Origin of the sequence: Sulfuricella sp. T08 (assembly GCF_000971475.1) — a bacterium.
GTDB lineage: Bacteria > Pseudomonadota > Gammaproteobacteria > Burkholderiales > Sulfuricellaceae > Sulfuricella.
This window is the reverse complement of sequence record NZ_DF967535.1, coordinates 26,203-46,022: the sequence shown is the minus strand read 5'-3', so window position 1 is coordinate 46,022 and position 19,820 is coordinate 26,203. Positions and strand designations below refer to the sequence as shown.

21 protein-coding genes are annotated in these 19,820 nt (G+C 58.6%); 18 read left to right on the top strand and 3 right to left on the bottom strand.

All coding sequences use genetic code 11. The annotated features are described in order from the left end of the window. Positions 1-70 precede the first annotated feature (70 nt). From SCT_RS08315 to SCT_RS08280, 8 genes are all read left to right on the top strand, one after another. Positions 71-583, top strand: coding sequence for a hypothetical protein (locus SCT_RS08315; RefSeq protein ID WP_059421540.1), 513 nt, complete (start codon positions 71-73; stop codon positions 581-583). Between the two features lie 144 nt (positions 584-727). Next, a complete protein-coding gene (locus SCT_RS08310) occupies positions 728-1,159 on the top strand; it encodes a cytochrome c (RefSeq protein ID WP_059421703.1) in 432 nt (143 codons plus the stop codon). Between the two features lie 5 nt (positions 1,160-1,164). Continuing rightward, complete coding sequence (locus SCT_RS08305) at positions 1,165-2,085, top strand: MBL fold metallo-hydrolase (RefSeq protein ID WP_082098246.1); 921 nt, start codon at positions 1,165-1,167, stop codon at positions 2,083-2,085. Positions 2,086-2,159: 74 nt separating this feature from the next. Then, positions 2,160-3,350 carry an efflux RND transporter periplasmic adaptor subunit gene (locus SCT_RS08300; RefSeq protein ID WP_059421535.1) on the top strand — a complete coding sequence of 397 codons (1,191 nt, stop codon included), beginning with the start codon at positions 2,160-2,162 and terminating at the stop codon, positions 3,348-3,350. After that, entirely contained in the window at positions 3,347-4,540 is a 1,194-nt protein-coding gene (locus tag SCT_RS08295) for an ABC transporter permease (RefSeq protein WP_059421532.1), read from the top strand. Before SCT_RS08300 ends, SCT_RS08295 begins: the two co-directional genes overlap by 4 nt. A gap of 1 nt (position 4,541) precedes the next feature. Beyond that, positions 4,542-5,255: an ABC transporter ATP-binding protein gene (locus SCT_RS08290; protein ID WP_059421530.1), complete on the top strand. Its 714-nt coding sequence runs from the start codon at positions 4,542-4,544 to the stop codon at positions 5,253-5,255. Positions 5,256-5,454: 199 nt separating this feature from the next. Further along, positions 5,455-6,636, top strand: a complete 1,182-nt coding sequence (locus SCT_RS08285; protein ID WP_059421528.1) for an MFS transporter — start codon at positions 5,455-5,457, stop codon at positions 6,634-6,636. 8 nt (positions 6,637-6,644) lie between these two features. After that, positions 6,645-7,538 carry a sulfite exporter TauE/SafE family protein gene (locus SCT_RS08280; protein ID WP_237759638.1) on the top strand — a complete coding sequence of 298 codons (894 nt, stop codon included), beginning with the start codon at positions 6,645-6,647 and terminating at the stop codon, positions 7,536-7,538. Here the strand turns inward: SCT_RS08280 and SCT_RS08275 are convergent. Then, positions 7,514-8,947: an ATP-binding protein gene (locus tag SCT_RS08275; protein ID WP_202812133.1), complete on the bottom strand. Its 1,434-nt coding sequence runs from the start codon at positions 8,945-8,947 to the stop codon at positions 7,514-7,516. The genes SCT_RS08280 and SCT_RS08275 overlap by 25 nt on opposite strands. An 11-nt stretch (positions 8,948-8,958) precedes the next feature. Beyond that, complete coding sequence (locus SCT_RS08270; protein ID WP_059421525.1) at positions 8,959-9,681, bottom strand: response regulator; 723 nt, start codon at positions 9,679-9,681, stop codon at positions 8,959-8,961. 183 nt (positions 9,682-9,864) lie between these two features. Here SCT_RS08270 and SCT_RS08265 point away from each other — a divergent pair, with 183 nt between their 5' ends. Continuing rightward, complete coding sequence (locus SCT_RS08265) at positions 9,865-10,509, top strand: EF-hand domain-containing protein (RefSeq protein WP_237759637.1); 645 nt, start codon at positions 9,865-9,867, stop codon at positions 10,507-10,509. Positions 10,510-10,511: 2 nt separating this feature from the next. On the opposite strand, the gene SCT_RS08260 is transcribed toward SCT_RS08265, so the two are convergent. Next, positions 10,512-10,781 carry a hypothetical protein gene (locus SCT_RS08260; RefSeq protein WP_059421521.1) on the bottom strand — a complete coding sequence of 90 codons (270 nt, stop codon included), beginning with the start codon at positions 10,779-10,781 and terminating at the stop codon, positions 10,512-10,514. A 399-nt stretch (positions 10,782-11,180) separates the two neighbouring features. Between SCT_RS08260 and SCT_RS08255 the strand changes: the two genes are divergently transcribed. The 9 genes from SCT_RS08255 to SCT_RS08215 all read left to right on the top strand — a co-directional run bounded on the left by SCT_RS08255 (position 11,181) and on the right by SCT_RS08215 (position 19,811). Continuing rightward, entirely contained in the window at positions 11,181-12,695 is a 1,515-nt protein-coding gene (locus tag SCT_RS08255; protein WP_059421701.1) for a TolC family protein, read from the top strand. Next, positions 12,692-13,696 carry an HlyD family secretion protein gene (locus SCT_RS08250; protein WP_059421518.1) on the top strand — a complete coding sequence of 335 codons (1,005 nt, stop codon included), beginning with the start codon at positions 12,692-12,694 and terminating at the stop codon, positions 13,694-13,696. The genes SCT_RS08255 and SCT_RS08250 overlap by 4 nt, the downstream gene beginning before the upstream one ends. After that, positions 13,693-14,556: an HD-GYP domain-containing protein gene (locus SCT_RS08245; RefSeq protein ID WP_059421515.1), complete on the top strand. Its 864-nt coding sequence runs from the start codon at positions 13,693-13,695 to the stop codon at positions 14,554-14,556. Before SCT_RS08250 ends, SCT_RS08245 begins: the two co-directional genes overlap by 4 nt. Next, entirely contained in the window at positions 14,553-15,491 is a 939-nt protein-coding gene (locus SCT_RS08240; protein ID WP_059421510.1) for an ABC transporter ATP-binding protein, read from the top strand. The genes SCT_RS08245 and SCT_RS08240 overlap by 4 nt, the downstream gene beginning before the upstream one ends. Continuing rightward, entirely contained in the window at positions 15,488-16,444 is a 957-nt protein-coding gene (locus tag SCT_RS08235) for an ABC transporter ATP-binding protein (protein ID WP_059421505.1), read from the top strand. The genes SCT_RS08240 and SCT_RS08235 overlap by 4 nt, the downstream gene beginning before the upstream one ends. Next, positions 16,441-17,565 carry an ABC transporter permease gene (locus SCT_RS08230; protein ID WP_059421501.1) on the top strand — a complete coding sequence of 375 codons (1,125 nt, stop codon included), beginning with the start codon at positions 16,441-16,443 and terminating at the stop codon, positions 17,563-17,565. Before SCT_RS08235 ends, SCT_RS08230 begins: the two co-directional genes overlap by 4 nt. 10 nt (positions 17,566-17,575) lie before the next feature. Next, positions 17,576-18,706, top strand: coding sequence for an ABC transporter permease (locus tag SCT_RS08225; protein WP_059421499.1), 1,131 nt, complete (start codon positions 17,576-17,578; stop codon positions 18,704-18,706). 1 nt (position 18,707) lies between these two features. Next, a complete protein-coding gene (locus tag SCT_RS08220) occupies positions 18,708-19,160 on the top strand; it encodes a cytochrome c (RefSeq protein WP_059421498.1) in 453 nt (150 codons plus the stop codon). 63 nt (positions 19,161-19,223) lie between these two features. Then, positions 19,224-19,811, top strand: coding sequence for a TetR family transcriptional regulator C-terminal domain-containing protein (locus tag SCT_RS08215; protein ID WP_059421497.1), 588 nt, complete (start codon positions 19,224-19,226; stop codon positions 19,809-19,811). The last annotated feature ends 9 nt before the right edge of the window (positions 19,812-19,820 follow it).

Here is a 19,820-nt window from a genome sequence, read left to right as displayed (position 1 = left end):
AGTTGGAGGGGAGAGCAAGGCCAGAGGGAACATCCATTGACAATTATCTGAAGTAATCAGGAGAGAATTTATGCATTCGTTTTTTATCAAGGCAACTCGCCTAGTGGCAACAACCGGCATCGTACTGAGTTTGATCCTGGCGGGCCGGGCGGCGGCGCTTGACCACGACCATGAGCACGGCGCATCGTCCGGTGCGCCGTCGGCCCTTTCGCTTAATCAGGGCAGGAAATGGCCGACCGATGCCAGTCTGCGCCAGGGTATGGGCCGCATCCGTGATGCGATGGAAGAGCCGATTCCGGCCATTTATGCCGGCAAGGCCGATCCCTCCCAGTTCGAAATCCGGGCCAAACGGGTGAATGAACAGATCGCCTTCATGGTGCAGAACTGCAAGCTGGACAAGGGAGCCGATGCCATGTTCCATCTCGTGCTGGCGGAAATCATCGCAGGCGCGGAGGCTATGGAGGGGAAAAACAAGGAACTGGATCGACGTGGTGGCGCCTCGAAAGTGATGCATGCCCTTGAAAACTACGACCGCTATTTCGATCACCCCGGCTGGCGGCCGATGAAATCGGGCAAGTTCTGACCATCGCGAAAGCGTCTTTAAGAAACTGTTTGGAAATGCTTGAAAGTCCTATCCCGATTTGCCTCATATGACTGAAATCATATATGACATGCGGAAGACTGATTTAACATGAGCTTCCGATTAATGCGCCGAGCAAGCAAGAAAATGAAAAATCCGTTTCAAATCGTATGCGTGCTGGCGTTGACGGCTGCCATCCTGCCTTCCGCAGGAGCGGCGGACGATACCCGCGAGAAGGTCAATTTTCCAGAGATGATGAGACAGCATCAGTTTTCCAACATGCGCGATCATTTGGCGGCGCTGAACGAAATTCTGGCGCTGCTGGCCAATTCTGAGCTGGACAAGGCGGCGGACATCGCCGAACACCGGCTTGGAATGACTTCGATGGTCGCGCACAACGCCTCGCACATGGCGCCGTACATGCCCAAGGGGATGCAGGCTATCGGCTCGGAAATGCATCATGCCGCGAGCCGTTTTGCCATGGCCGCGCAGGAAGGCGATCTCCCTCGCGCCCTGGATAGCCTTTCGAAGGTGACGCAGCAGTGCGTGGCCTGCCACTCGACTTACCGCGTTCAATAAACAGGATGATCCGCCTGACCAGTATCGTTCTGTTCCTCTCCTGCCTGGCGATGGGCAATGCTTTTGCACTCACCCTCACGCCGGTCAGGGTGGCCCCCGATGTGTATGCCTTCATCGGCGATACGGGGATGCGCACCGCTGATAACGAGGGTATGAATGCCAACACCGGCTTTATCGTCACCGGTGAGGGCGTGGTGGTGATCGACAGTGGCCCGACCTGGAAAGTAGCGAAGGAAATCCACCGTGCTATCAAGACGGTGACCAGACAGCCGGTGAAAATCGTGGTCAACACCGGCGACCAGGATCACCGTTGGCTGGGTAACGGCTATTTCAAATCCATCGGCGCCGAGATTGTTGCCGCCCGGCCCGCCTTGGCCGACATGCAGACGCGTGGCGAGATGCAGCTGGACGGTCTGCGCCAGACCTTGGACAAGAAAGTGGTGGGGACGCGGCCTGTCTACCCCGACCGCTTCTTCGACCAGTCCGAAACACTGCGTTTGGGCGGGCAGAAAATCCAGCTGCTGTATTTCCACGGCGGCCATACACCGGGAGACAGCGTGGTGTGGCTGCCGAAGCAGAACGTGCTGTTTGCCGGCGACATGATTTATGTGGACCGTCTGCTCGGGGTATTGCCTTTCAGTAGTGCAACCGGCTGGCTGGCCTCTTTCGAGATGATGGAGAAACTCAAGTCGAAGACGATCATTCCCGGCCACGGACAGGTATGTGACCTTGCCAGGGCGCGTCGGGAGACCGGGGATTACCTGCGCCTGCTGATCTTGCATATGCAGCAGGCGGTGGATAAAGGGATCGCTTTACAAGACGCCATCGACAGTTTGGATCAGAGCGCCTTCAGTCACCTGATCAACTTCGATCTGCTCAAGGGCGGCAATGCCAGCCGCGTCTACCTGGAGATTGAGGGGCAGTGAATGTGGCTTGCTGGTGCTTCCCTTCCTCTGCGGTGGAAAGGCCGATTTTAAGATAAAGCTATTAGGGAAAAACGATGAAAATGCCTATAACCCTGCCACGGCAGGTCTGGTTTGCCGTTTTTGGCATTGCGCTGTTGTTCACCTTGGGCTGGGTGGCCACTACGAGCGGCCCGCTCGCGCCGATCAAGGTGACTGTGACCCAGGTTGCCAAAGGAGAAGTGGCACCCGCCCTGTTCGGCATCGGCACGGTCGAGGCACGGCGCGCTTACCTCATCGGGCCGACTGCCGCCGGACGGGTGAGAAGCGTGCTGGTGGATGTAGGAGACAGAGTGAAAGCGGGCCAATTGCTGGCGGAAATGGACCCGGTTGACCTCGACGCGCGGGTGACTTCCGCGGCCGCTGCAACGGCCCGCGCCGGGAGCGCCGTGACGACGGCACAAGCCCAGGTGAACGATGCGAAGAGCCGCCAGGCATTGGCCGCCAGCGAGGCCAGACGCTACGTTGATTTGGGCCACAAGGGGTTTGTCAGTCAGAGCGTGGTGGATGGCAAGTTGCAGCAACAGCAGTCGGCGGATGCCCAGTTTGCTGCCGCCGAGTCCGCCTTGGCGAGTGCCCGGCAAGACGTGGGCCGTCTGGATTCCGACCGCGAGGGGGTGAAACAGCAACGGATGAACATACGCCTGGAAGCGCCCGCCGACGGTGTGGTGACTTCGCGCGATGCTGAGCCTGGCTCCACCGTCGTGGCCGGACAGGCCGTGCTCAAACTGGTAGATCCTGCCAGCCTGTGGGTCAAAACGCGGCTGGACCAGGGCCGATCCGCAGGATTGCAGGTGGGATTGCCTGCCGAAATCACGCTCCGATCCAAAGCCCGGAAACTATTTGCAGGCAAGGTCGTCCGTATCGAACCGGTGAGCGACAGCGTGACCGAAGAGCGACTTGCCCAGGTGGCTTTCGATAGTTTGCCGCAAGGGGTGACCACCGGCGAAATGGCCGAGGTGACGCTGCATCCGCCTGCGATTCGCGATACGCTGCTGGTCCCGAATGCCGCACTGCGGTATCGCGGCGCCAAAGCCGGCGTGTGGCTGCGTGCGGACGGACATCTGCGCTTCGTGCCGGTGAAAACCGGGGCGGAGGGTCTTGATGGCAAGGTGCAGATTGTCGAAGGGGTGAAAGCCGGTGACGAGGTGATTGTCTACAGCGAGAGCGATCTAAAGGATGACAGCCGCATCAAGGTGGTTGCTTCATTGGGCGGTAAAGGGAAATGATCAGCCTGGCCGGTCGTGACATCCTGCATTCCTGGAGCAAGTTTGTTCTCACCGGACTGGGGCTCGGGTTGCTGATCGGCGTTACGTTCACCATGGCAGGCGTCTATCGCGGCATGGTGGACGATGCCAAGGTGCTGCTCAACAACAGCGGCGCCGATCTGTGGGTGGTGCAAAAGGACACGTTGGGCCCCTATGCCGAATCGTCCAGCATCCACGACGATGTGTATCGCGGCATTCTCGGCATGCCTGGCGTGGCGCAGGCCGCCAATGTTACCTATCTCACCATGCAGGTGCGCAAAGGCAGCATCGACGTGCGCACCATGGTGGTGGGCTTCGAGCCAGGACAACCGGGCGAGCCGAGCCACCTGGTGGCGGGTCGGCGCGTTACCCGCAGCCATTACGAGGCGATAGCCGATGTCAAAACCGGCTTCGCCCTGGGCGACCGTATCAGCATCCGCCGCCACGATTACAGCGTAGTCGGCCTCACCCGGCGCATGGTGTCCTCCGGTGGCGACCCGATGGTGTTCATTCCGCTCAAGGACGCCCAGGAAGCGCAATTCCTCAAGGACAATGACGCCATCGTCAACGAGCGCTCCCGCACTGCCGCCAACCCCACCCTCAACCGTCCCGGCGTGCCGGGCCTGCTGGACGCGATCAACGCCTCGCAGACCAGCAACCACAACGTCAACGCGGTGCTGGTGCGGGTGGCCGAGGGCCGCTCTGCCGAGATGGTGGCGCGGGACATTCTCCGCTGGAAGCATTTACAGGTCTTCGACCGCGAGCAGATGGAGGAGATTCTGGTCGCCAAGCTGATTGCCACCTCGGCCAAGCAGATCGGCATGTTTCTGGTGATTCTGACCATCGTCAGCGCCGCCATCGTGGCTTTCATCATCTACACCATGACCCTGGGCAAAATCAGGGAGATCGCCGTGCTGAAGCTGATCGGCACCCACAACCGCACCATCGCCAGCATGATCCTGCAACAGGCGCTGGGCTTGGGTCTGATTGGTTTCGCCGTGGGCAAGATAGCCGCCACCATCTGGGGGCCGGCCTTCCCGAGATATGTGTTGCTCGAACCGGGTGATGCGGTGCGCGGCTTCGTCATCGTGATGGTGGTCTGCACCCTCGCCAGCACCCTGGCCATACGCGCGGCGCTCAAGATCGATCCGGCCACGGCGATTGGAGGCTGAGATGGAAAAAGGCATCGGCATCCACATCGAAGGCTTGAGCAAGCGTTACGGCGAGGGAGACACTGCTGTCGATGCGCTCAAGGAAGTGAACATGAGCGTCGCCCCTGGCGAGGTGGTCGGCCTCATCGGCCCCAGCGGCTCCGGCAAGACCACTCTGCTCAAATGCCTGGGGGCGGTGATCGAACCGACGCGCGGCCGCATGACCCTGGGCGGCGAGGTAATTTACGACAATGGCTGGAAGATTTCCGACCTGCGCGTGCTGCGCCGGGATCGCATCGGCTTCATCTTCCAGGCCCCTTATCTGATCCCCTTTCTCGACGTGACCGACAACGTGGCGCTGTTGCCCATGCTGGCGGGACGGCCCAACGGAGAAGCCCGCGCTCGGGCGCTGGAGCTGCTCCAGGCGCTCGACGTGGCACACCGGGCGAAGGCAGAAACCTCTGAACTTTCCGGCGGCGAGCAGCAGCGCGTGTCCATTGCCCGTGCGCTGGCCAACCGGCCGCCGGTGATCCTGGCCGACGAACCCACCGCGCCTCTGGATAGCGAGCGGGCGCTGGCCGTGATGCGCATCCTCAACCAGATGGCCAGCCAGTACCAGACCGCCATCATCGTCGTCACCCATGACGAGAAAATCATCCCCACGTTCAAGCGCATCTACAACATCCGCGACGGGAGAACTTTCGAGGAGGCAGGGGAGGGGCGGGCGCTGGAATAATCATGGAAACTCTCCGCCACCCACAACAAGACTGGTATTGTATTGTTCGGCTGATGTGTTGGTGTCCAGCGACGATGACCTGCTCACATTGAACCCCTATCGGGGCATTCCCATACTGACTCCCAGTGAATATTATGATGATCGAGTACGCCAAGGCTAAAAATGGGACTCCCTTGCAACGTGATGGTGGTGCGCTGAGATGCTGAAGGCTTTATTCGCTTTACCTTCCACCGTGTGGTTGCTGGGGTTGGTGAGTTTCTTCAACGATTCGGCCAGCGAACTGGTCTACCCGCTTGTGCCCCTGTATCTTGCCTCGGTGCTGATGGCGGGGCCCAAGGCGCTGGGCATCATCGAGGGTATCGCCGAGGCGACGGGCAGCCTGCTCAAGCTGTTTGCCGGCGTGCTGGCGGACAAAATGCGTTCCACCAAATATTGGGTGGTGGGCGGCTATAGTTTGGCCGCGCTGGGCAGGCCGATTCTCGCCCTGGCCGGCTCCTGGCCGATGGTGCTGGCGCTGCGCTTTGCCGATCGAGTGGGCAAAGGGCTGCGTTCCTCGCCGCGCGACGCCATGCTGGCGTTGAGCGTGGCGCCCGAGCAGCGCGGCCTGGCTTTCGGTTTTCACCGTGCCCTGGATAATGCCGGCGCGGTGGTCGGGCCGTTGCTCGCCGCCTGGCTGCTCTATCGCGGCATGCCGATCCGCGACATATTGTTGTGGACCCTGGTGCCGGGGGTGATGACGGTCGGTCTGGCGCTGTGCATCCGTGAGCCGCACCGCGAGATGCCACTACACAAGCCGGCTTTCAGCTGGACGCTGCAAGGCTTTCCGCCGGTTTACAAGCGTTACCTGGTGGTACTGGCGTTGTTCACCCTGGGCAATTCGTCCAACATGTTCCTGTTGTTACGTGCCAGGGAAATGGGGTTGGCAGAATCCCAGGTGCCGCTGTTGTGGGCACTGGCGTCGGGCATGGCGATGCTGTTTTCCACCCCGCTGTCGGCGCTGTCGGACCGCCTCGGCAGAACCAGGTTGATCGTCGGCGGCTGGGCGGTGTATGGCGTGTTCTACCTGCTTCTCGGCCTGAACGGACAAAATCTGTGGCTGCTGTGGCCGTTGTTCGCCTTCTACGGACTGTTCATGGCCGCCACCGAGGGTGCGGAAAAGGCGCTGGTCGCCGATCTCGCACCCAAGGAACTGCTCGGAACCGCCTACGGCTGGTTCAATCTCACCGCCGGGGTGATGCTGCTTCCCGCCTCCCTGATGTTCGGCTGGCTGTGGCAGACCTTCAGCCCGGAAACGGCCTTCGCTTTTTCCGCCGGTTGCGCCATCCTGGCGGCGCTTTTGCTGAAGTTCTGGGTGCCGATTCAATCCGGGCCTACGAGATGAATTCGTTCATGGCGACTTTTCCTGTTTCCGGCGTCGAAACCTGGCTGTGGCTGCCGCCGCTGGTGGCGTTCATCATTTCCTTTTTCACTTCCATGGTAGGCATCTCCGGAGCGTTTCTGCTGCTGCCGTTCCAGATGAGTATTCTCAACTACACCGCGCCCTCGGTCAGCGCCACCAATCTGGTCTATAACCTGGTCGCCACTCCCGGCGGCGTTTACCGCTACCTGCGCGAAGGCCGCATGGTGTGGCCGCTGGTATGGGTGATCGTGGCCGGCACCTCGCCGGGCATCGTCATCGGCTATTATCTGCGGATCATGTATCTGCCCGATCCGCGCGATTTCAAGTTGTTTGCCGGATTGGTGCTGCTGTATATCGGTTATCGGGTGCTGGCGGAGTTCCTGCCCCGACAGCGAAAACCCCGGACAGAAGTGACCAGCCCCCAGCCTGTGACGGCGATCCGCATGCTCGAATTCTCGCTGGCCAAGGCAAGTTTTTCTTTCGGCGAGCAGGTCTTCTCATTCAGCGTGCCGGCCATGTTCCTGCTGGCGCTGGTCGTCGGCGTGATTGGCGGCACTTATGGCATCGGCGGCGGCGCCATCATTGCGCCGTTCTGCGTGGCCTTGTTCGGTCTGCCGGTACATGCCATCGCCGGGGCGGCGATTGCCGGTACGCTGTTCACCTCGGTAGCCGGGGTGGCGTTGTATAGCCTGCTTCCCGCGCCGGCGGGGATGGCGACTCAGCCGGATTGGGCGCTGGGCCTGCTGTTCGGCCTGGGTGGTTTCGCCGGGATGTACTTCGGTGCACGCTGCCAGAAACGTGTTCCGCAAAAAACGCTCAAGCTGCTGCTGGGCTTGCTGCTGATACTTCTGGCGGGATATTACATCCTCGGTTTCTTTGCCTGAATGTTAGACGCTGCTCCAGTTTTCGTCGCCATGCTGCCGCTGGTAATGGGTTTGGGCAGGGTGAGGATGACTTCGAGGCCGCCGCCGGCCTTGTTTTTCAATACCAGTTCGCCGCCGTGCATCTGTGCGATGTTGCGTGCAATGCCCAAGCCCAGGCCGGTGCCGCCGGTATCGCGGCTGCGTGAATTTTCCAGGCGATAAAAAGGTTCGAATACCCGTTCTAGTTCAGCCTCTGGAATGCCCTGACCGTGATCCAGGATGTGGATTTGTAGTTGTTTGTCGTCGTCGTTCACGATGACGGTGGCACTTTTTCCGTATTTGATGGCATTGTCGATCAAATTGCTCAGGCACCGCTTCAGGGCTGTCGGTTTGCACGGATAAGGCTGTGCAGCGATACCCTGCAACCTGACTTCGTGGCCAATTTCCGCCGCATCTGCCTGGAGACTTTCCAGCAAGGCCATGATGTCCATCGGTTGTAGCGGCTCCGGGTTGTCTACCCCGCGCATGAAATCCAGGGTGGCGGCAACCATGGACTCCATTTCTTCCAGATCTTTTGCAAACTTCACCCTGAGTTCGTCATCCTCCAGCAGTTCGGCCCGGAGCCGCAACCGGGTGATGGGGGTTTTCAGGTCGTGCGACATGGCCGCGAGAATCCGCGTGCGTTCCTGAATATAGCTGGCCAGGCGTGATTGCATGGTGTTGAAGGCATGTGCCGCGCGACGCACTTCGGTCGGGCCTGTTTCCAACAGGGGCGGGCTGTTGATGTCGTTGCCCAGTTTTTCTGCGGCGCTGGCGAGGGTGTTAAGGGGGCGCGTGGCAAGTCGCACTGCGAGCAGTGAAAGAACAATCACTGCGGCAAGCAGGATCAGCAGATTGAGCAGCAGGCGGGGAGGCAGGGGAAATGCCTGGCCGGTTGGGAGTGCATCGAGTGACACCGTTGTCCCATCCTGCAAGTGCGTTTCCACTGTGAAGGCGGTTTTTTGCCGTGGGTGGATACTCTCGGCGCGATAGGGTGCATTGACCTCGTGTTGCCTTGCGGGCCATTCCATTTCGGAAACAGTGACTGCGATAGGCGGATTTTCCCCAAGCAGGTCGCGCAACATCATACCGAAACTGGCCGCCTGGTTTGCGCCGTCCGGACTCTGACGGGGTTGGCTTGAGGGGGGTGTGACGAGGGAAATCCGCAGGGTTGGGGAATTGAGGGCCGCCACGAATTTATGCCGATCGGCGGGGGGGAGAGAATTTAGCAGACGGAGGGTATCGGCGATCCGTTGCGCCGATTCCATGCTGTTTGAGCGAAACAGCAAACGGTCGCGTTCGCGCAAATGGAAGACGACGCTAATTGATTGCACCAGAATCAGACCGCCGAGCAGGATCAGAACCATTCGGCTGAATAGGGATTGTGGCAAGAGTCGCATCATTATCTTCCCGCTTCCACCTGCGCGGCCAGGACGTAGCCTTCACCCCGCACCGTCTTGATGATGGTGGGTTCCTTGGCATCGTCCGCCAAGCGGTGACGGAGTCGGCTCACCTGAACATCAATGCTTCTTTCAAAAGGATCCGTTTCCCGCCCCCGCATCAGATCCATGAGTTGATCCCGGCTGAGAACCCGGTTGGGGTGATTGAGAAATATCCGGAGCAGGCGGTATTCAGAACCGCTCAGTGGAACTACCACCCCTTCCGGCGAGACCAGTTGGCGCGAGATCATGTCCAGCTGCCATCCGGCAAAGCGGAGGTGATGCGCGTCGTCGGTGCGCAGATTTTCCGGCAAAGCCTTGGCCCGGCGCAGGATGCTCTTGATGCGCGCCAGCAGTTCGCGCGGATTGAATGGCTTGGGCAGGTAATCGTCGGCACCCATTTCCAGGCCGAGGATGCGGTCCATGTCCTCGCCACGGGCGGTGAGCATGATCACCGGGATGTCGGAGCGCGCGCGCAGATTGCGGCACAGCACCAGGCCATCGTCTCCTGGTAGCATCAGATCGAGCACGATCAAATCTACCCGTCCGCTCTCCAGCGCCGCCAACATGCCCTTGCCTTCCGCCACGGAAGTGGTTCGATAGCCGTTTTTCCGCAGGTAATCGCCCAGCAGGCTGCGGATCTCGGCATCGTCGTCCACGATAAGAATGTGTTCTGGTATCGTCATGATGTTTTTATACCCTGTTTACCTGATTTTCATGCAAGAAAATTGTAAAGCAGTGTAACGGCCCGGTTCCTTGTCACAATAAGTTACAAAAAAGACCCGCTCTGACATATGCCGGTTACACCATGGCGGTTAAATATGCTTCGCTGCAAATCAAATAGTTCATTTTATATAGGGGGTGTTGTTATGAGTAGCGCAATCGGTGGTGCCGGAGGGGGTTCTTCAGCGATGATGGGCGGAATGAATGGAATGCAACGTCCTGATCCGTCAAAAATGGCTGACAAGTTATTTTCGAAACTGGATACCAAAGGTCAGGGGTATATCGAGAAAAGCGATCTTCAAAGCGCTTTTGATCAGGTCTTATCGAATAAATCTTCTAGCAAGACACCCAGCGTGGACGATGTCTTCAAGGCACTGGACGGCAATAGTGACGGCAAGGTGACCAAGCAGGAGATGTCCGATAGTGTCACAAAACTTGCCGACCAGCTCGACAGCCAATTCCAAAGCATGCGGATGAGCGGCAAGGGCGGTATGGGCGGCATGTCGAAGAGCGACATTGGTAGCATGGCAGGCAGTGCCACTGGCAGCGCATCACAGGCGCTGAACACCCTGGCCCAGAATTTCGACGCGGCGGACACTAATCAGGATGGAAAAATCAGTGCGCAGGAAGCGATGGCTTACCAATTATCAAACGGAACCACCTCGTCCTCAAGTGAAGCACAGAGTGACGATGCCAGGGTAATGGCTCGAATAATGGAGCTGGCGGCATCTTACGGCGCATTCGGTCAAGACGAGCAAACCAGTGGCCGCACCATTTCAACAGCGGCCTGAGCCTATGGGGCGCAAGTTTTGCGCCCCATAGGCTGGATGAACCAGGAAAAACTGTTTGCAAAAGGTTGCCCTGACATGAAAAACACTCGCAACCTTGTCCTCAGCCTTTTTGTTTTGTCCTGCCTGGCCACCAATGTCCAAAAATGCACATCATGGGCTTCATGGATGCCTGCATGAGGAATTTCAATGCTCATAATGGCGGGATCCACTACCAGAAGAAGGCCTTCTGCTTCAATTGCCACAATGAATTTCTCAAATTGTTCGTGGCGCATTTATACGGCAAGAAGTTTACTGCTAGTGATTTCGTTACTTAGTGTGTCCATCGAGGTTTCTGTTCTATATCAGGCAGAAATTGGCTCGCTGTCGAAATGAAATAAATCGATAAGCGCCTGGGTCACCGTGTCGGACTTCAAGCTCCATTCTAGCCAAGATGGCCATGAACTACTGGCTAAGATGATGTGCTTTCAAAAAACATAAAAATTCTTAATAAGCATTCGATTACTTGTTTATTGCGTATGTATTTAATTATATATACACACATTAAAAAACAGTATGTTGTAGTAATTAAATAATCATTAATCAATTCTTGACAAAGGCTTATTCGATATATAAAGTAGTAACTGATTACTTACTTAAATCAGGAAATAAATAAATTCAGGATGGATTTGATTATGAAACCCTTGTCACGGTTGTCGCTGTTCGCTTTCATTCTTTCCTTCGGGAAAGTGGCATTTTCAGCGGATTCGTTGCCCCTGTGGGAGGCGATGGAACGGGCCGCACAATCCAACCCGGCAATCAAAAGCCAGCAGGTCGAAGTCAGCAGGCAAATACTGGAGCAGGACATTGCCCACGGCCAACATTTCCCCAAAGTCGACTTGAACGCTGCTTACACCAGCTATGCATACCCGACCTTCGTTACGCCCATACGCGAAACGGGCGTATTCCCCCCGATGGACAGGAATATTGCCAATATTGGCTTAGCACTTAATCTGCCAGTTTATAGCGGTGGCAAGTTGGTGGCCGGTGAGGCGCTGGCCAAGCATAATCAGGAGGCATCCGTCCAGGCGTTGCGCGCCGGCTGGCAAGACCTGCTGTTCAATGTCGCTGCTACCTACACCAAGGCGTTGCATTTCCGCCAGCTCGGAAAAGTGCTGGATACTCGCGTCAAGGCGCTGCAGCAGGAGGAAAAGGATATCGGATTGCGCATCCAGCAGGGGCGCGCCGCCCGGCTGGAATTAATTCGGCTCCAGACCCAGCTTTCCCAGGCGCGTTACGACAAAGTGTCCGTTACGCAGAGCGAGAAAGATGCGCTGTCGCTTCTGGCTTCTTTGCTGGGTGAGGGTGGACCTGTGCCGATTCTGTCGGAGTTGGGCGAAACTGCTCCGGTTCTGCCGGTTTCTGCTGAAGAAGCGATGCGTCGCGCCTTGCAGCAGCGCCCGGATATTCTCAGGCTCGATGCCATAGGCAAGGCTGCACAGCAGAAAACCGTCATCGCCCGCGGCGACCGGTTGCCGCAAATAAATCTGGTGACCAAGGTGCAAGAGACCTCCGGCGGCGACTGGAAGGGTTATGACGATTGGCAGATGGGCGTGCAACTGACCCTGCCAATATTTGACGGTGATATTCGCAAGCACCGGGTGGAGCAGGCAAGTCTCGAACAGAGGCAAAACGCCTTGCTACAAGAAGACGCTCGCAACCGCCTCGCCAGCGATGTGGAACAGGCTTTCGGAGCCCTGTCCGAATCACGCGCCAGGCTGGAAGCGGCCACTCAGGGAGAAAAAGAGGCCAGTGAAGCGCTACGCATCGAAACCCTGCGCTACCACAGCGGCGAGAATACTATCACTGACCTGCTCGGCGCCGAATCCGCTCTCTGGTCAGCTACCGCGAGCCGCCTCCAGGCGGGGTACGATATTGCCGTGAGTCAGGCACGGCTGCTGCGCGTAATCGGCGAACTCGTTCCAGACAGTTTCAGGCCCTCAGCCGCGAGCAAAAAATCCGGTGCGGAACATTCCTTATCCGGCATTGACCCATTCACTTTCGCGCAATACCTCTCATGGCATCGCTGCGGAATGACCTGTGGCGGCGAGCCGACCGAACAGAATGCGAATGTCGGCATTTCACCCCGTCAAAGGCTCGCCGCAACGGATCTTCCGGGACACTCTATCCAGCAAGGAGCAAAGCTATGAACAAAAAGATCGTAATTATCGGCATCCTCGCCGCAGGTATCGGCGCCGCCGTGCTGTGGAAATTCGCGCCCTGGGCTGCGCGGCCGGACGAAGGCTCGGTATTCGCCTCGGGCACGGTGGATGCGACTGAAATAGCCGCCTCGTTCCGTGTGCCGGGCATTCTGATCAAGCGGCCGGTAGATGAAGGCAGCCACGTCAAGCCGGGCGAATTGCTGGCCGCGCTCGACGAGCGCGAGACTGTAGCCCGGTTGCACCAGGCGGAAGCCGCGCAGCAGGTCGCCCAGGCGCGCCTGAAAGACCTGGAACAGGGCTACCGCCCGCAGGAAATCGCCGAAGCGCGTGCCCAGGCCGAACAGGCACGCGCCAATCTGAGCAATCTGCAAGAAGAAGCCCGGCGTTCCGAGGCGCTCTTCCATGGCGGCGCCACCAGCCAGCAGCGGCGCGACAAGGACCGCACCGTCGCCGACGTGGCCGCCCAGCAGTTAAGCGCCACTCAGGAACGGCTCAAGTTGCTGCAAAGCGGTTACCGTCCCGAGACCATCAACGCCGCGCGCGCGCAATTCGAGGAAGCGCAGGCCGCAGTCGCCGCCGCCCATGTTGCCTTGGAGGATTTGCAGGTAACCAGCCCGGTGGAAGGCGTGGTCACCCGCAAGCATGCCGAAGTGGGAGAAACCCTGGGTGCCGGGCGCCCAGTGGTGACGGTCACCGATATTTCCAGGCCTTGGGTACGGGTCTACATCCCGGAAACCCAGATCGGCAAGGTGCGCCTGGGCGCCGCAGCCAAAGTCAAGGTCGACACCTTTCCCAACCGGGACTTTGATGGGCGCGTGAGCTATGTTTCGTCTCAGGCGGAGTTCACACCCAAGAACGTGCAGACTCAGGAAGAACGGGTGAAGCTGGTTTTTGCGGTGAACGTGACACTGGATAATCTTGACGGTACGCTCAAACCCGGTATGCCGGCTGATGTATATATCACTGCCCAAGGCGGATCCACCAAATGATTCCGGCGTTTACCTTGACCGAAGATGAACAACTGACCGCCCGGAAGCTGGAACGGCGCGACCGGAATGTCCTTATTTTTTATGGACTGTTCAGCCTGGTAGTCGTCGTGGTCGAGGAGGCGGTAGTCTTTTACTTCCATATGGCGGATCGCTTTGGTATTGCTCCCCTTCTTGCCAGGGGAGTGGTCTACCTGGTGCTGAGTACGGCATTGTGGGCAATGCTGTTGCGCGCCAACCGGCGCCTGGTGTGCAAATTAATGCACGAGAAACAGGAAAATCACGAGTCGGTGCTGCTCGCCTACGACAATGCCTTGGGCTTGAAAGACACCTATACCGGCGGACATGGGCGGCGGGTGGCGTTTTACGCACGCCAGATCGCAATCGCCCTCGGTCTGCCGCAGGAGGAATCCCACTCCATCGGAGAAGCCGCTTCGCTTCACGATATTGGCAAGATCGGCATCCCCGACGCCATACTCACCAAGCCTGGCAAACTGACTCCTGAAGAATTCAGTGTCATCCAGAAACACCCTGTCATGGGCGCCGAGATCGTTCAATCGATCCCGCTGCTCAGCCACCATGTTCACGCCGTGCGCCATCACCACGAACATTTCGACGGCAGCGGTTATCCGGACGGACTGAGCGGGTCGGACATCCCTCTCGCTGCGCGCATTATCGCGGTGGCCGATGCTTTCGATGCCATGAGCAGCAACCGCAGCTACCGCAGTGGCGTCAGCGCGGACCGGGCGTTGAACGAAATTGCCCAGGCTGCAGGCAGTCTTTTCGACCCCGAGGTCGTCGCCGCGATTGCCAGCAACCCTGTCCGTGACACCCTGTTTGCGGCACACAGAGAAATGTCATGAATGACATTGCCATTCAGGTAAGCGGCCTGGGCCGCGCTTTCGGCGAAATGTGGGCGGTTCGAGGACTCGACCTCGAAGTGCGGCGCGGCGAGATCTTTGGTCTGGTGGGGCCGGATGGCGCCGGCAAGACCACCACCATGCGCCTCCTGACCGGCATCCTTGCCGCCAGCGAAGGCACGGCCACAGTGGCCGGTTATCCGATTAAGGGCGGCGAAGAACAGATCAAGTCCCGCATCAGCTACATGTCGCAACGCTTCGGCCTGTACGGCGACCTCACGGTGGAGGAAAACTTGCGTTTCTATGCCGACCTGTACGAAGTACCGAGGCGCGAGCGCGAGCCGCAGGAAGAGCGTTTGCTCGGCTTCTCCAACCTCACCCCGTTCAGTAAGCGCCTGGCGCGTGACCTCTCGGGAGGCATGAAACAGAAACTCGGCCTGGCCTGCGCCCTGATCCACAAGCCGGAAATCCTGTTTCTCGACGAGCCCACCAACGGTGTCGATCCGGTGTCGCGGCGTGATTTCTGGCGCATTCTCTACGCCATGCTCAAGGAGGGGGTGACGATCTTCGTCTCCACCGCCTACCTCGACGAAGCGGAGCGCTGCACCCGTGTCGGCCTGATGCACCGGGGTCGCCTGATCCAGTGCGACACGCCGCAGAAACTCAAGGAAGGTATTCCCGGCCTGCTGCTGGAACTGGAAACCGCGCAACCACGCGTCGCACGGGAGGCTCTCACCACCCGGCTGGGTTCCAATCGCGTGAGTCTGTTCGGCGGCAAGCTGCACCTCTACGCCGCAGACGAGGGGGAGGCGGAGCAGGCCCGCACCGTGTTGAGCGAGGCCAACATCTCAATATTGGGCGAAAACACCATCACCCCGTCGCTGGAGGACGTATTCATTTATCAGCTTACGCGAAACAAAGAGGAGACGATGGCATGAGCGTGGACTCCGCCGTAGAAGTGCGCGACCTGACCCGGGTGTTCGGCGATTTTGTCGCCGTCGACCGTATCTCGCTCACTGTGGAAAAGGGTCAGGTGTTCGGCTTTCTCGGCCCCAACGGCGCGGGTAAATCCACCACCATCCGCATGCTGTGCGGCCTGCTTTTGCCCAGTTCCGGCGAGGGCCGGGTGGCGGGCTTCGATGTTATGACCGAGTCCGAAACCATCAAGCGCCACATCGGTTACATGTCGCAGAAATTCTCCCTCTACGACGACCTCAGCGTGGAAGAGAACATCGACTTCTACACCGGCATCTACAATGTGCCCAGGGCCAAACGCAAGGCGCGCAAGGACTGGGTGCTGGAGATGGCGGGACTGACCGACAAGCGAAGCAACCTGACCGGCTCGCTGGCCGGCGGCTGGAAACAGCGCCTGGCCCTGGGCTGCGCGGTGCTGCACGAACCGCAGCTCCTGTTTCTCGACGAGCCGACCTCGGGCGTGGACCCACTCTCGCGACGCCAGTTCTGGGATCTGATTGCACAGATGTCGCACGGCGGTACCACCGTTTTCGTCACAACCCACTACATGGAGGAGGCTGAATACTGCGACGAGCTGGCGCTGATTTACCACGGCAAGATGATCGCCAAAGGCAAACCTGCCGAACTCAAGACCCTCATACCCGAGGACATTCTTGAAATTCACGTCGAACGTCCATTCGATGCGCTGGAACGGCTGGAAGCCTCGAAACTGACACAGGAAGTCGCCCTGTTCGGTGACGCCCTGCACTCAGTGGTCAGCGATGCGGCCACGGCAAGCGTAGCGCTGAACGACTTCCTGGTGCAGCAAGGCTTCGCCGTGCAGTCCATCAAGCAGGTTACCCCCTCGATGGAGGACGTGTTCGTTTCCCTGATCGAGCTCGACGACCGGCAGCGCACGCAGGGAGAAAAAGCATGAAGCAGCCTAACTTTTCGTGGATACGCCTGTGGGCGCTGGTGAAAAAGGAGTTCATCCACATCATCCGCGATCCGCGTTCCCTGGCGATGGCGTTCCTGATGCCGCTGATCCTGCTGATCCTGTTCGGCTATGCCATCACCATGGACATCAAGACGCTCAACCTCGTCGTATACGATCAAGACAAGAGCGCCGCCAGCCGCAATTACCTGGAAGGTTTCCCGGCCTCCAGCTACTTCAGCGTGGTGTCGGCGGTAGAAAACTACGACGGCGCGCGCGCGCTGCTAGACCAGGGAAAGGCACACCTGGCGCTGGTGATCCCGCCGCATTTCGCGCGCGATCTGGAGCAGGGACGAACGACGCAGGTGCAACTGCTCGCCGATGGCTCTGACGCCAATACAGCAACCATTGCCATGGGCTACGCCGAGGCCATCACCAACCGCTACAGCACGACGCACCTGGGCAGCAAGATCGAGCTCGCCGTGGATAACCGCCTGCGCGTCTGGTACAACTCCGAGCTGAAAAGCCGCTGGTTCATCATCCCCGGCCTGATCGCTGTGATCATGACGGTGATCACCGCGCTGCTCACCTCGCTCACCGTCTCGCGCGAGTGGGAGAGCGGCACCATGGAACAGTTGATCGCTACGCCGGTGCAGCCGATCGAACTATTCCTCGGCAAAATGGCGCCCTATTTCGTGATCGGCGTGCTCGACGTGCTGTTCTCGGTGGCGATGGGGGTATGGGTGTTCGATGTGCCGCTGCGCGGCAGCTTCCTCTTCCTGCTCGGCGTCACCGCGATGTTCCTGGTGGGCGGCCTGAGTCTCGGCATCATGGTTTCCACCATCGCCAAATCGCAGCTGGTAGCAAGCCAGCTGGCGATGGTGGTGACCTTCCTGCCCGCCTTTTTGCTCTCCGGTTTTCTTTACTCCATCGACAACATGCCGCGCTTTTTGCAGGTGGTCACCCATGTGGTGCAAGCGCGCTATTTCGTCGAGGTGCTGAAGAACATTTTTCTCAAGGCCAGCCCTCCTTCTTTCGTGGCGGGCGACCTGATTTTCCTCGGACTGTTCGCGGGGGTGGTGTTCGCCGTCGCCCTCGGCAAGTTCCGCAAAAAACTGGCCTGACGGAGGCGTTATGTGGGAAAGAATCTATCGCATGCTGGTGAAGGAGTTTATCCAGGTGCTGCGCGATCCGCGTATGAAGGCGCTGATCTTTGTGATGCCGGTGGTCCAGCTGATCATGTTCGGCTATGCCGTGACCACCGACGTTGACCACATCAAGACCGCGGTGTGCGACCTCGACAAGAGCCCACAGAGCCGCGCGCTGATCGAGCGCTTCACGGCTTCTGGCTATTTTACCGTGGTGGACAATACCGACCGGCCCGAACGGCTGGGCGAACTGCTCGACCGCGGCAAGGCGATCGTGGGCATCCAGATCAACCGCGGCTTCGCCGACGATCTGCGCTCGGGCAGGCAGGCAGCGATCCAGACGATCGTTGACGGTACCGATTCGAACACCGGCACGGTGGCGATGGACTACGCCCAGCGCATCACCCAGGAATTCTCCCGGGCACGATCCGCCCCGATAGAACTGGCCCAGCTGGCTCAGCCGCCGCAGACCAATCCCATCGAGCTGCGCTCGCGCGCGTGGTTCAACCCTGACCTGAAGAGTCGCTATTACAACGTCCCCGGCGTGATCGCCGTGGTGGTGCTGCTGATCTCCCTGCTGCTTACCGCCATGGCGATCGTGCGCGAGCGTGAGATCGGCACCATGGAGCAGCTGATGGTGACGCCGATCCAGCCGTTCGAACTGATCCTCGGCAAGACCCTGCCCTTCGTGCTGATCAGCTTCATCGACGTGCTGGTGGTCACTTTTATCGGGATCAACTGGTTCAACGTGCCGATCCAGGGCAGCCTGGGGCTGCTGCTGTTCGGCGCCGGGCTGTATCTGATGTCAACCATCGGCATCGGGCTGTTCATTTCCACTATTTCCCAGACCCAGCAGCAGGCGCTGATGTCGTCGTTTTTCTTTTATCTCCCCGCGGTGCTGCTGTCCGGCTTCATGTTCCCGATTTCGAACATGCCGGAACCGGCGCAGTGGCTCACCTATCTCAACCCGCTGCGCTATTTCCTGGTCATTATCCGGGACATCTTTCTCAATGGTAGCGGCTGGGAAATCTTGTGGCCCCAGTTCGCCGCCTTGGCGGTGCTGGGCACCACGCTGTTGATTATTAGTTCACTTCGTTTCCAGAAAAGGATGACCTGACATGAAAAACACCCATAACCTTATCCTTAATTTCCTTGCTTCTTCATCCTTGCTATTCGCCGCACCTGGAGTGCAAGCGGCTGAGCCGCTCGCCCTGCAGAATGTCATGAAAGACCTTGGCAAGAACATGCAGGTCATCACCGACGGAATTTCCCGCGGAGACTGGGAACTGGTGGAAAAAACCGCACCCCTGATCGCCGATCATCCCCAGCCGCCGATGTCGGAAAAAATGCGCATTATGGGTTTCATGGGCACCAACATGGGCAAGTTCAAGACCTATGACGGCGAAACTCACGAGCAGGCGCAGGCGGTAGGCAAGGCCGCCAAGGCCAAGGATGGCCAAGGCGTCATTCTCGCCTTCCAGAAACTCCAGACCAGTTGCTACAACTGCCACAGCGAATTCCGCAAGCCTTTCGTGGAGCATTTCTACGGCAAGAAAGACGCCGTACAGTGATCCAGTTCTTTGCGGTTCCTCTGTTATCGCACCCTACAGCCCTAACGGAACAGGAGGTAGATCATGAATACAGGTAATACGGATATGTTTGAGCAGGCGTATTTGGAACAATGGCTAAAAACTACGCGCCATTATTTGTTTGCCGATCGGGAAAACCTCGTCGATGCGACAGAGACAGCGCTGCTTGAGTCAAACCTGGAAAGCCATGGTGCTCAGGACCGCTTCATTTCACGAGCGCGGGGGAGCTTGCTGCGTCTCTTGAAGCGCACAGCGAGGCAAGATCAAAATCCGCTCCATGAACTGGAGCGCGCCTTCTATTTTCAGATTTCGTTCATCGCACGGCATCCCGACATTCCCAAGCGCCTTCTAGGGTGGTTATCGCATGGCGGCGATGGCCGTATTCGTCGGCGTATTCAGGTGGTAATTAACAATTACGAATTACGCCTTTGCCGAATAATTGATCAGGCAAAGCACCAGGGACTCATCAGGGCCGATATTGAACCGCACACTGCGGCGAGTTTCTTCGTCGGTATTATCCAGAGCCTGGCACTCAGAATGAATGCCGATTTGCGCCAGCGAGAGCGACTGTTGCGTGAGGCAGTCGAGGTTTTTGCTTTATACCGGGCAGGGGTAGTCTCTCTGTCGAAATGACATCAGGCT

Excerpts from the sequence above, each read along its gene's own strand:
- SCT_RS08315 (WP_059421540.1), top strand. The coding sequence starts at position 71 with ATGCATTCGTTTTTTATCAAGGCAACTCGCCTAGTGGCAACAACCGGC.
- SCT_RS08310 (WP_059421703.1), top strand. The coding sequence starts at position 728 with ATGAAAAATCCGTTTCAAATCGTATGCGTGCTGGCGTTGACGGCTGCC.
- SCT_RS08305 (WP_082098246.1), top strand. The coding sequence starts at position 1,165 with ATGATCCGCCTGACCAGTATCGTTCTGTTCCTCTCCTGCCTGGCGATG.
- SCT_RS08300 (WP_059421535.1), top strand. The coding sequence starts at position 2,160 with ATGAAAATGCCTATAACCCTGCCACGGCAGGTCTGGTTTGCCGTTTTT.
- SCT_RS08295 (WP_059421532.1), top strand. The coding sequence starts at position 3,347 with ATGATCAGCCTGGCCGGTCGTGACATCCTGCATTCCTGGAGCAAGTTT.
- SCT_RS08290 (WP_059421530.1), top strand. The coding sequence starts at position 4,542 with ATGGAAAAAGGCATCGGCATCCACATCGAAGGCTTGAGCAAGCGTTAC.
- SCT_RS08285 (WP_059421528.1), top strand. The coding sequence starts at position 5,455 with ATGCTGAAGGCTTTATTCGCTTTACCTTCCACCGTGTGGTTGCTGGGG.
- SCT_RS08280 (WP_237759638.1), top strand. The coding sequence starts at position 6,645 with ATGGCGACTTTTCCTGTTTCCGGCGTCGAAACCTGGCTGTGGCTGCCG.
- SCT_RS08270 (WP_059421525.1), bottom strand. The coding sequence starts at position 9,681 with ATGACGATACCAGAACACATTCTTATCGTGGACGACGATGCCGAGATC.
- SCT_RS08265 (WP_237759637.1), top strand. The coding sequence starts at position 9,865 with ATGAGTAGCGCAATCGGTGGTGCCGGAGGGGGTTCTTCAGCGATGATG.
- SCT_RS08260 (WP_059421521.1), bottom strand. The coding sequence starts at position 10,781 with ATGCGCCACGAACAATTTGAGAAATTCATTGTGGCAATTGAAGCAGAA.
- SCT_RS08255 (WP_059421701.1), top strand. The coding sequence starts at position 11,181 with ATGAAACCCTTGTCACGGTTGTCGCTGTTCGCTTTCATTCTTTCCTTC.
- SCT_RS08250 (WP_059421518.1), top strand. The coding sequence starts at position 12,692 with ATGAACAAAAAGATCGTAATTATCGGCATCCTCGCCGCAGGTATCGGC.
- SCT_RS08245 (WP_059421515.1), top strand. The coding sequence starts at position 13,693 with ATGATTCCGGCGTTTACCTTGACCGAAGATGAACAACTGACCGCCCGG.
- SCT_RS08240 (WP_059421510.1), top strand. The coding sequence starts at position 14,553 with ATGAATGACATTGCCATTCAGGTAAGCGGCCTGGGCCGCGCTTTCGGC.
- SCT_RS08235 (WP_059421505.1), top strand. The coding sequence starts at position 15,488 with ATGAGCGTGGACTCCGCCGTAGAAGTGCGCGACCTGACCCGGGTGTTC.
- SCT_RS08230 (WP_059421501.1), top strand. The coding sequence starts at position 16,441 with ATGAAGCAGCCTAACTTTTCGTGGATACGCCTGTGGGCGCTGGTGAAA.
- SCT_RS08225 (WP_059421499.1), top strand. The coding sequence starts at position 17,576 with ATGTGGGAAAGAATCTATCGCATGCTGGTGAAGGAGTTTATCCAGGTG.
- SCT_RS08220 (WP_059421498.1), top strand. The coding sequence starts at position 18,708 with ATGAAAAACACCCATAACCTTATCCTTAATTTCCTTGCTTCTTCATCC.
- SCT_RS08215 (WP_059421497.1), top strand. The coding sequence starts at position 19,224 with ATGAATACAGGTAATACGGATATGTTTGAGCAGGCGTATTTGGAACAA.